At 35.0% G+C, this 13,379-nt stretch carries 1 protein-coding gene; it reads left to right on the top strand.

Features of this window, described 5'->3' with window-relative positions; genetic code table 11:
* Positions 1-76 precede the first annotated feature (76 nt).
* Complete coding sequence (locus CUN60_RS04985; protein ID WP_102950971.1) at positions 77-13,192, top strand: non-ribosomal peptide synthetase; 13,116 nt, start codon at positions 77-79, stop codon at positions 13,190-13,192.
* The last annotated feature ends 187 nt before the right edge of the window (positions 13,193-13,379 follow it).

A 13,379-nucleotide genomic window follows, 5' to 3' on the forward strand; every position in this document is an offset into this window, starting at 1 on the left:
TTTATCTATGGTATTATGTGGCTATGTTATGGTATGACTATTCTATTTTAACTGATTAAATGTGATTGAATGTAAAATGACGATACAGCAATATTTATTAAAATCTTTCGCCCAACACTCTGAAAATATAGCAATAATTCATGATGGAATTTCTCTTAGTTATCAAGAGCTCTATGCTTCGGCACTAAAAGTCGCCAAATTTTTGTCTGAAAAAGAATTGGAGCAAGCGAGCGTTGCTTTAATCTATGAAAATAAATTGCAACTGATTATTGCGCTCCTTGGGGTTATACTCTCCCGCAATACTTTTGTCCCAATTCCGCCAAAAACTCCACTTACCCGAATTAAACAGATTCTTCAAATAAGTAATACGCGGCTAATCTTGAGTGATCGGGAGTCGATTCTTGATACAGGAATAGATGAGTTTAATTCCTTAAAGCTTATTTGTGATTTTAAGCTAGCTGATTATACCCCTAAAAATGGTGAAATTGATGATTTATCACATATCTACTTTACATCAGGTTCAACTGGGGAGCCGAAAGGAATCAAGGGTAGAAATGGTTCGTTATTGTCTTTTATGTTATGGATGATAAATAAGTTTGAGATTGGTAATCATGATCGAGTGCTACAAATTGCTGGCGAAGGCTTCTCGCTATTTAAGCGTGAGGTTCTTGCAACCTTAATCTCGGGAGCAACCCTTGTTATTCCGACTGAAGCAGATAAATCTTCATTTGATAGTATCGCCAAATTTATATCGGCTAATAATATAACCCTATTTAATACTGTTCCTAGTTATTATAATTATTTGGTAGATTATTTACCCAAGCAAAGACAGCCTAAATTAAGGCTTATTTTTATTGCCGGTGAGATTTTATATAAATCCCTAGTTAACAAACATCTTCAGGCATTTAATAGTCATTGCCGACTGGTTAATCTTTATGGACCAACCGAGACAACCCAAGCTAAATTTTATTATGAGATTGATGTTAATAACTATCAGTTTGCTGAAATGATGCCAGTTGGGTTACCAATTAATGATGTTACTAGGGCGTATATTCGTGATGCTTCTGGAGTTTTGGTTGATGAACCAGATGTTGTTGGTGAAGTTATAATTGCTACGGATGATATTTCATACGGCTATTGTAATATTAGCCAAAATGCTCCTTTTATTGAAATTAACGGCAAAAAGGCGTTTTGTTCTGGTGACCTTGGCTATAAAGATCAACTTGGTTTATTGCATGTTTTGGGGCGAGCGGATTCGCAGATCAAGATTCGTGGTATGCGAGTTGAACTTAGTGAAATTGAAGCAAATATCCTAAATGTTGATGGTGTACGAGAAGTAGCTGTTTTATATGTGCTACAAGATAATAGTCAGGAAGGTCAGCTAGTCGCAGTATTAGTTGGAAATACGACTAAAAGTGAAGTCTTAGAATACCTTTCTTCTTGCTTACCCGATTATATGCTGCCAGCCAGATTTGTCTATCTGGATAATTTACCCAAAAACCGGAATAATAAAATTGACCGATTAGCATTAAGTCAGATTATTCAGGAAGAAAACTCTCTAGCTCCATTGACGGCTAATAAAAATGAAGCTACTAATGATGCGATAACAGAAAAATTAATTGCGATTTGGCAGGAATATTTCCCACAACCATTTTCTATTCATGACGATTTTTTTGCTTTGGGTGGTAGCTCGCTTTTAATTATGGCGATTGCCAGTAAAATTAAAGAAGTATTCAATCATACGCCAACATTGAATATATTCTATGAAAAACGAACGATTGCCGAACTAGCACAGTACCTTCATGTCAATCAGGATAATCAAAGTCAGACAATAAAATCAGCTTTAATTCATAAAGAGTATAGCAATGATTATTTCCCGCTGACACACATTCAGCAAGCCTATCTTCTAGGGCGTTTTGGTAATTATAAACTGGGTGGGATTGCAACTCAGCGTTATGTTGAATATAGCTATAGCGAGCATCTGGATTATGCACGTTTAGAGGCTGCGATTAATCAGTTGATTAAACGCCACGCTATGCTTAGAACTACTTTCTCTGTTGATAGAATGGTACAAATAACCCATTCTGAATATAATTACAAATTATCTGTTAATGATTATTCAACTTATTCCAAGAGCGATTTTCAGCAGCAAATATTGGAAATTCGTAATCAGATGCGGAGTGAAAAACTTGATCTAACTAAGTTACCATTATTTGCAATAAAAATCTCCCGTGGGGCAAATGGCGACAGATTGCATTTTCTTTCTGATATCCTGATAATGGATGCACATAGCTTAAATATCTTTAGAGAAGAGTTAACCCTTCTTTATCAAGGCAATAAGCTTGATATGATTGAATTTACTTTTCGCGATTATATTGAATCAAAGTCTGAGTCAGATAATAACTTAGCTTATCTTAGTAAATTTTATTGGTTTCAGCGCTTTAAAGATATTCCTAATTTTGCTCCCCTTAGAACGCTGGAATTGCCTGAATCGGTAACTAATCCTATTTTTGCTCGAGATAGCCGGGTAGTTTCAGCAAATATTTGGCAGGAATTCAAGAATAAAGCCTATCAGAATAATCTTTCACCAACTTCAGCCTTATTAACTATTTACTATCATGTATTAGCCAGATATTCAACAAATCCTAATTTTTTGATCAATATATCACTTTTTGATAAAAGTAATAGTTTAGTTGCAGATAATATTATTGGTGATTTTACTGATATTCTGGCATTTTTGCCATATGCTGGTTATGAGAAGCAATTTATTAATCAGGTTCGGCATAACCATTCTTTATTATGGAAAGATCTTGAACATCGAGTAATAGATGGGATTGAAGTATTTTCAATTATTCGTCAGAAATTTAATCTTGATTCTGATGTCATCATTGCACCACTGGTATTTACTAGTTTACTCGAAGATTCCAAAACAAATATCTTTCTTGAAAATAATGCCCATGAGGAATTTTATCTATCACAAACAGCACAAGTCTGGCTAGATAATAATGCCATTGAAAATAATGGTAACCTCCTTTCTGGCTGGGATTATGTGTCGCAGCTTTTTGCTATAGAACAGATTGAGCGCTTACATAAGCAATATATAAATTTGATTGAACATTTTGCACATTATGCTTGGGACAATGAGATTCCTGATCTTATTGATTCTAGTGATTTAGCAATAATTGCTACTGCAAACTCATCTCATCAAAGCATGGAAAAAATAGTAACTCCTAAAGATCAAGCATTAGCTAAACCACATTCAATCGCAGTTATTGATGTTAATGGCAGTTATACTTATGACCAGTTAATGGATAAAAGCTACTCAATTGCAAGTTTACTAAAAAAAGTTGGAGTCCAAAAACGTGAATTGGTTGCAATCTTTAGTGAAAAAGGCTATCAGCAAATAGCCGCAGCCTGGGGGATCATGAAAACCGGGGCGGCTTATTTACCCTTAAATATAGATTGGCCGATCGGACGGATTGAAGAAGTACTTCAAGAAGGAATGGTTCGTTATATCTTAGTATCTAAACTTCAACTTACTAAAATTTCAGTTGATACAATTAAATCCGCATATCAAATTTTAGTGATTGATGAAGCTAATGATCAGCAAGCTGAGATTGCTGCGATTCCGATGGCAGAACTTGATGAAGCTGCATATGTTTTATTTACTTCAGGAAGTACCGGAAAACCCAAGGGCGTTGTTATTTCTTATCTTGGCGTGATAAACACCATAAAAGCGGTTAATGAGCGTTTCAATATCAACCAAGATGATACTATTTTGGCATTATCCGAGTTAAGCTTTGATTTATCGGTTTATGATATGTTTGGAATGCTTGGCGCTGGTGGAAAAGTAATTTTTCCTGATCCGGATAAGGTTAAAGAGCCATCTCATTGGTATGAGTTGATTGAAAAACATCAGATAACTATCTGGAATACTGTGCCACAAATTATGCAGCTTTTGATTGACTACATTATTAGCCAGAAAAAACAACTCAGCTCACTACGAGTGGTTTTGCTAAGTGGTGATTGGATTCCATTAAGTTTACCCACGCAGATTAAATCATTAAACCCAAATATCACGGTGATGAGTCTTGGGGGAGCAACTGAAGGTTCGATCTGGTCATGTTGGTATGAGATAAAGAAAGTTGATGAAAGCTGGAAATCAATCCCATATGGTGTAGCGATGCCAAATCAGAAAATGTATATTTTAGATACACAAGGTAGGCATTGTCCGGCTAATGTGATTGGTGAAATATATATCGGCGGTATTGGCGTAGCAATTGCTTATTGGAATGATGATGAAAAAACCAAAGCAAGTTTTATTCAGCATGAAGTGCTTGGGCGGCTTTATAAAACTGGCGATCTTGGCTGCTGGAATAAGGCAGGGTATATTGAATTTCATGGGCGCAAGGATTTTCAAGTCAAAATCAATGGTTATCGGATAGAACTAGAGGAAATTACCGCAAAACTGAATAAAATAAGTGGAATTGAGAGTTCAATTGCTCGTGTTTATTCCAATGCTGGGCGCGATTATATTATTGCTTACCTAGTATCCAGATATAGCTATCTTGCATCTGATAGTAGTGAATTACAGGGATTTAAATTAAAATTAGCTGGGATTAGAAATGATTTACCTTTAGCTACATATAAGCTAAACTTAGAATTACCAGAGAATAAATTTATCCTCCGAAAAAGTTATCGGCGCTACTTACCTATTAGTATCAATGATGATGTAGCTATTGATGACATTCTCCAGCATAGTGCAGATACTATCAATCAATGGATTAACTCGGATAAGCAAGAAGATTTTCAAGGAACAGTTAGCGCCAGATTTTTAGATGAGATATTTGCCACAATTTCTGCGATTAATCTTGAAGAACGGGTTTTACCCAAATACCGCTATCCTTCAGCCGGAAGCAGTTATTCGGTGAGGGGTTATCTAAATTTACCCGTTGCGCTTGATGATTATCAATCTGGCTACTATTATTATAATCCATTAGCTAAGACTCTGACTAATCTTGAAACTCCTCAATTAACAGAAAATTTATCTGAGCTACCAGCAATAGATCTGATTGTTCATTATCCCGCGATTACTCCACTATATCAAGAAGAGTCGTTTAGGTTTGCTTACCTTGAAGCAGGGCATATGTTAGCTCTGATTTTAGAAGTGGTATCTAAGTATAGCATCCCAGTTACAGTTGAAATTTTAGATGAAGTTATTGATAGTGATAATACACAGCTTATCCGCCTTAAATTTGGGCAAGAAGAGTCTATCAAGATTAAACCTCTAGTTGAATTAAATAAACTAGTTAAAACAAGTAGCGGAATTTATATAAATGATAAACATCAGGTTGATATAAATCAGCAAGATATATTTACCCGAGCTAATTGGTATAGTGGCAGATTATTGGAAACTGGTGGTATGCTATTATCTTTTGATGGCGATAGATCACCTGAAAATTTGCTTTATGCTGGAATGTATTTTCAGCTTGTAAGTGAGCTACTTTATCAACATAATATTGGTAGCTGTATGCTTGGCTATGATATTTATGAGAGTGTATTATATTCAATGGTACTTGGGCTAATTGATGAGGGTGAAAAACATAAATCTGAAAGTATGGTAGAAGATAAGTCAATTAGTAAATATATCGAAGAAAGTCTTGTTCACGAATTACCTGAATATATGCTACCGTATGAGTATTTAATTGTCAACAAACTGCCGCTGACAGCCAATGGCAAAGTAGATCTGAAAGAATTACCAGTTCCACAGTTCTCCACTCAAAATAGGCGGTATATTGCACCAGAAACTCCGCTTGAAAAAGAAGTCTATGAGATTTTTGCTAAAGAGCTAGGTATAGAAGCTGAGACTATCGGAGTTGAAGATGATTTCTTTAGGATTGGTGGCAATAGTATATTAGCCATCCGCCTAACTAGTCATCTTAATAATTCGTTTGATTCTAATATTAAAGTTTCTGATATTTTTGCTTTAAAGACGATTAGGCATTTGGCTAATTTGATTCGTACGACGCGAGGTGACTTTATCTTTAAAGATTACCAGATAAAAGAAAGTAAAGCGAATAGCCTTTATTTACCATTTAACCTGAATAATGTTCAGCAAGCGTATTATCTCGGGCGTTATGCTTCTTTTGAACTAGGGAATATATCAACTCATTCGTATAGCGAACATAAATTTTCTAAACTAGATCTTAAACGATTTACAGCTGCGCTTAATAATGTAATCAAACGTCACCCGGGCTTAAGAGCCATTTTTAAGGATGGACAACAGCAGTATCTTTCCGATGTCCCTGAATATAGAGTTAACTATTTTGAATTTACTAATTACGAAGATTTTTATCGGCTGCGAGAAAGCCTTTCGCATAAGGTTTATCCAACTGATGAATATCCGTTATTTGATTTTATCGTTAGTCGGTGTTTATTTAATGATGAAGAGCCTTACTATATATTACATATTAGTTTTGATATTCTTCTAATTGATGGTAATAGCACCAGATTATTATATGATGAATTAACACGTCTTTATCATAATCCAGATTTGCAATTACCGGTGCTGAACGTTAGTTACCGTGATTATATGATTCAGGTAGAGAAAATCCGTGCTAGTGATTTATTTATCAAAGATCGGGAATATTGGCTAAATAAACTTCCTGATTATAATTTTGATTTGCAATTGCCGCTAAGTTGCCGGGCAACAGATATAGCTAATCCACGCTTTAATAAATTGACCAAAATTATAGCTGGCGAAGTTTGGAATAAAATTAAGGCTAAAGCCCTAAAATATGATGTAGGATTAACCAGTATCATAATGGTTATTTATGGCAAAGTTTTAAGTTACTGGAGCAATCAGACTAGTTTATGTATCAATCTTACTTTATTTAACCGGATACCATTACATCCCCAAATAAATGAAATTCTTGGTGATTTTACAGTTCTTGAGTTGTTTGATTATAAGAACCCGGGCTTCGGGCAAAAAAGTATTATTGATGAAATCCGAATTAATCATGAGCAATTATGGCAGGATATTGAACATAATCTTTTTGATGGAATCGATTTTCAGCGCTTGATTCGTGAGGAGAAGCAATTAGCTACAAATCAGATTATTGCACCTGTAGTTCTTACTAGTGTACTTGGCGATAGCAAGGATAAGGAGCAGTTTCTTGATGAATCATATCTTGGTAAGGAATATTCAAGTAACCAAACTTCACAGGTATGGCTAGTTAATCATGCCTATACTTCGGGTGATGATTTTATTGCTGAGTGGAACTATGTTGAACAATTATTTAATCAAGTAACTATTACTTCGATGCATCAGGATTATTGTCGGCTAATTGAGTTCTTGGCTAATGCAGATTGGGATAAAGATGTTTTTTCTGAACCTAGTTCTGCAAATTTAGCATTAATCCGGCAAATTAACTCTGCAATGCAGCCAGTTTCAGAGAAAACCCTTTGTGATAGCATCCTGTCTATAATAGATACCTATCAGTTGGCAGAACATCCTGCGCTTATTGATAATAGCGGTAAGAGTGTTTGTGTCTATAGCTATCAAGAATTGTTAATGAAGAGCCAATTACTTGCTCGCCAGATTCTTCAATTATTAGGAGTTAATCAAGCCGACAGATTAATCGGTATATTGGCTGAAAAAGGTGCTAATCAGGTAACTTCTAGTCTTGGCATCATGTTTGCTGGTTATGCTTATTTACCATTAAATGTCGATTGGCCAGTAGAGCGGATTGATGAAGTATTAACAGGCGGCAAGGTTAGTTTATTATTAATTTCCCGTAAGATGGCTGCTAGGTTTAATCAGACCTTATTATCACAAAAGTACCAGTTGATAATTATTGAAGATATACTATCAGAAACAAATCCTGAAATACTAGTAAGGCTCAATAAAATTTCTTTACCAAAAATTAAACCAGATGATATTGCCTATGTGATCTTTACTTCTGGCTCGACAGGTAAACCAAAGGGTGTAACAATATCCCACCGAGGCGCGTTAAATACTATCCATGCGGTTAATGCAAAATATCAGATAAACCAAGATGATAAGGTTCTTGCGTTATCTGATTTAAGCTTTGATTTATCGGTATATGATATTTTTGGCATGCTTTGCGCTGGTGGGACAATTGTTTTTCCTAATCAGGATAGGGTTAAAGAACCCATCCACTGGCAGCAATTAATTGCCAAGCATAAAATTACCATTTGGAATAGCGTGCCGCAATTAGCTGAATTATTGCTTGAGGATTGGGAAATATTACACGATTCTACGCTTCGTTTATTTTTATTAAGTGGTGACTGGATTCCTTTAACACTACCAAAGCGGTTGCGTGAAGCTTGTCCATTAAGTACTATAGTTAGCCTAGGTGGAGCTACGGAAGGAAGTATCTGGTCCATCTGGTATCAAATAGATCAGCTTAATTCCAATTGGACGAGTATTCCCTATGGCGTTGCGATGCCAAATCAGCAGATTTATGTTTTAAATCATAATCAGCACCATTGTCCTGATGGCGTAATCGGTGAAATTTATATTGGTGGTGCTGGGGTAGCCCTAAATTATTATCATGATGATGAAAAAACCGCTGCTGCATTTATTAATCATCCTGAGCTTGGGCGATTATATAAGACAGGGGATTCTGGTAGGCTATATTCTGATGGTTATATTGAATTCATGGGACGACTGGATAATCAGGTAAAACTTAATGGCTATCGGGTAGAATTAAGCGAGATATCAGCTAAACTTTTACAATTAGATAGAATCGAAGATGCGCTAGTACAACTAACTAAAATTGATGGTAAAAATTACCTAATTGCTTATCTGGTAGTAGATAAAAACTCTGCCTCTTTAGGTCTGCACGATTTAGCCCAAAAGCTTAATCTAAGTCTTCAGAATGTACTACCAGAATATATGCTACCTCACTCATATATAACGCTAGAACAATTACCATTGACAGTCAATGGTAAGGTAGATATTCGTCAGCTACCAATCCCCGAAATGAATGCTGAAAGAAATGATTACCAGAAACCTGTAAATGAGCTTGAAATAAATATCCTAGATGTTTATAGTGAAGTATTAAAAAAAGACAAGGAGGAAATTAGTACCAATGATAGTTTCTTTAAATTAGGTGGCGATAGTATTATTGCTATCCGTCTAGTGAGTCGGCTGAATAAAAAGCTTGGTTTAAATATTACGGTAAAGGATATTTTTACTTACCGAAATATTTCTGAACTAGCAGCTTATATCTTGGCGAATAATCTGCAAAAAGAAACTCAAGACAACTATATTCCATTTAGTTTGATAAATGGTGCTGATTATGCCGATTTTAGTGAGTTTGAGCGGTTGGAGGATGCTTTTCCAGCCAGTTATTTGCAGTTGGGAATGCTTTTTGAAAGTATGAATAGCCAGTATAGTACCTATCATGTCGTAATTTCAGAGAAATATAAAGCAGCGTTTGATTCTACTCAATTTCAGCTAATTTGGGAATCGCTAATTCGTAAACATACTTTATTACGTGCGCGGTTCATCCTATCTAAAAACTCATATGATTGTCTGATTTATAAGGATATACCTTTTTCTTTTTCAAAATATGATGACTACTCATTGAAGGAGTTGGTAAAGAATGAGAGTTTATTAAATTTTGATCATTCAAAGGCGGGTCTATTTCGAGTATTAGTCAATCAGTATGCGGATAAAGAAGAATTTGATATGGTTTTATCCTTTCATCACGCAATTACTGATGGCTGGAGCATTTCTCGCTTACTTAATGAGTTTTCAGCCGCATATTTACGAAGAAAACCAATTGAATTAGGGAAGTCGCAGCTTTCATATGGTGCATTTATCCGGCAGGAACAGAGAAATATTAACAACGATAAAATGATTAGATTCTGGCAAGAGTATCTGGACAAAATTATTGTGCCAACAATCAATTGGAGTGGTGATAAGTCAGAATCAACGGCCGGTTTAAATCAAAGTCGCTTTACTCTAGATGAAACCATCAGTCAGAAGATTCAGGCTTATGCGCATAAACTAAATGTTACTAGTGATTGCGTTTTTCTATTCATTTATCTATCGGTTCTTTCACGTTTCCTAAATCAGAAAGATCTTACTCTTGGTCTCGTTATTAATAATCGACTGGAAGTTGCTGGAGGTGATGATTTATTTGGTTTATTTTTAAATACCATTCCATATCGTTATAAACTTGAAGGAAACAGTATTGATGAAGCAATAAAAGATATATACAATGAGAAAATAAGACTTTATGAATATAAGGGTTTTCCTTATGCCAAAATTAAGGAACTATTTACTCATGATTTGTATCAATTTGCGTTTAATTATACACATTTTCAAATAAATCGGGAAGGGCAGACTAAGCGCGAAAACAATGATTATCAGCGTTCAAATATTCCATTTGTCTTAAATGTCGCACAGGGTGACTATTTTATTATTGATCTGATTGCCCATGACAATTTTTGTTCTAAAGAATATCTTGATTATTTGGCGAAAAATATTGAAGCGACACTTATAAATGTAATTGAATTTGGCAAAAATCCAGCCATTTTAGCTAAAGATTATTCAATGCAAATTGCAGCAGTAACGAATAATCATTATGATTTTGGCTTAATCCATACCATACCTGAATTATTTAGTCAGCAGGCAGCAAAAACACCAAATGACATAGCCTTAATTTATAATAATCATCAATTTACGTATAAGGAGCTTGAGCAAAAAACTAACCAGTTGGCATATTATTTGCTTGAGAAATACGCTCTTAAAGCAGATGATCTAGTTGCTATTTGTATGGAGCGAAGTGAGTTTATCGTTATTGCACTTCTTGCCATAATGAAAGCTGGTGCTGCTTTTGTGCCGATTGATCCTAATTATCCAGAAGCGCGGATAAATTTTATTCTTAATGATAGTAATCCAAAAGTCCTTCTGACCATTAAAGAAAATAGCCAACAACTAACTGAGATATTAAACCAATCCGCCAGTGAAAATAATGGGCAAAAAATAGCAATGTTGATTATCAATCATGAAGAGGTTGAATTTATTTCCTATCCGGTTACTTTACCACAAACAGATACTACTAAAGATAATCTTGCCTATGTAATATACACTAGCGGCACTACCGGACAGCCAAAAGGTGTAATGGTCGAACATAAGAGCGTATTTAACTTACTAAAAAACATGGTGAATTTACATAAATTATCCGAAAACAAAGTAGTGACTGTCTATTCCAATTATGTTTTTGATGCTTTTATTTGTGAGCTATTCCCCCCATTGATAAATGGTAATCAGCTTATCTTACTATCTGATGAAGAGCGTTTGTCACTTGATCAACTGCTTGAAGCTATTCTTAAACATGATGTAAATCTGGCATTTATTCCAAGTGTGTTAGTTGGTGATTTTCTAAATATTATCCAAGATAAGGCAAGTAAGCTAAAAATGATTTTTGCTGGTGGTGATAGATTAGCCAATATTGATTTTGAGCTAATCTCTCAAGATTTGATTATCATAAATGAGTATGGTCCAACTGAAGCAACCGTTTGTTCAACACTAAACTATATTTCACCAGAAGATATAATCACCAATATCGGTAAGCCTTTAATGAATACTGGTATCTATATCCTTGATGCTGAGCTGCAATTATTACCGCGTGGAGCGGTGGGTGAGATTTATATCAGCGGGGAAGGGCTAGCACGAGGTTATCTAAATCAACCAGAATTAACTAATGAAAAATTTATTCTAAATCCGTATCAGACAGATGATGATAAAAAGCAAGGTAAAAATGCTAGGCTTTATAAAACTGGAGACATGGCAAAATATTTGCCGGATGGCAGGCTGATTTTTATCGGACGTAATGATAGTCAGATTAAGATAAATGGTCATCGCATCGAATTATCCGAAATTGAGAATACAGTCATTCGTGTTTGTAATAATATCAGGCAAGCAGTTGCAATTATTAAAAATGATAATAGGCAAATGCCGCAAATAATAGTTTATTTTGTCGCCGAGATTACCCTTGAAACTGATGAGTTGAGCTCTATTTTAGCTAAGAATCTACCAGATTATATGCTGCCAAGATTTTTGATTCAGCTTGATGAGTTTCCTTTAAGTATTAATGGTAAGATTGACTATAAATTATTACCTGAACCTGAATTATTTGGTGCTATAGATGATTATATTGCACCTTCTTCGGAAATTGAAAAACAGCTAAGTGTCATTTTTGCTGAAATATTGAAGCTTGATAAAGAGAACGTTGGGGTTAACGATGATTTCTTCCGTCTTGGCGGTAACTCGATTCTTGCTATTCGCTTGCTTGCTAGACTTAATAAAGAGTTAAAGGTTAATTTAAAACTAGCAGATATTCTTACTAATTCACGTCTTGGTAAGTTAGCCAGGATTATTAATACTACTGAAGTAGCTTATCAACCATTGACTAGACTTAATTCAGCAATTGATAAGCCAACGATGTTTATGATACATCCAGGGCAAGCAGGATGTGAAGTCTATGCCAAGTTAGCAAAAGAGCTTGAAAATCATTATTTCTGCTATGGGGTTGATAATTATAATCTTCATCATCCAGAGAAAGTTACCGATTTTAAACAACTAGCTGCAATGTACCTAGAATTTATTACTAATGAAGGGTATATAATTGATAGGGATACTCTGGTTACATTATTGGGCTGGTCATTAGGTGGATTGATTGCGCTTGAGATTGCTACTATTCTTGAAGAACGTGGTTATCAAAATATTAATATCTTCCTACTTGATACAGTAATCTTTGATGCTAAACTTTGTTTCTATCAGAAACAATCAGTAACTCAAAAGACTAATCTTGAGAGGTTTTTACACTCACAATCCTATGATGCTGAATATGTCACGAAAATTATTGCTAATTATGATAGCGAAATAAAATTAGCCGAAAGCCAGATAAGCCGCAAGTTGGTGCATGCGCGGATTACTTTATTTAAAGCGATGCAGCAGGGCAATCAGTTTGACGGTGAAATTAATGATTCCATGATAGACTATATTCTAAGTCTAGATACAAATAATGTTGATAAAGTTATAACTGATAGTCGGCAGCTACAAATTATAAAACTTGACCAAGCACACCACTGGAATATACTGATACAGCCTGAAGTTATTCGGGCTATTCAACTTGGGGAGTTAGGTTTGTGAAAGTTTTTAGTGTGGCAGATTATGAGTAGTTGTATGACAATTGTTAATTAAAACTATTTTGATACCCCAACTACTTGCAATGGGATTATTCATTGAGGCACTTTTATATTGCACTGCAGCTACGAAAATACTGCTTTATATTGTATTATTTAACAAATTGATCTAGTATGTATAGTAAAATTTTGGG

Origin of the sequence: Aquella oligotrophica, from assembly GCF_002892535.1 — a bacterium.
GTDB lineage: Bacteria > Pseudomonadota > Gammaproteobacteria > Burkholderiales > UBA11063 > Aquella > Aquella oligotrophica.

Excerpts from the sequence above, each read along its gene's own strand:
- CUN60_RS04985 (WP_102950971.1), top strand. The coding sequence starts at position 77 with ATGACGATACAGCAATATTTATTAAAATCTTTCGCCCAACACTCTGAA.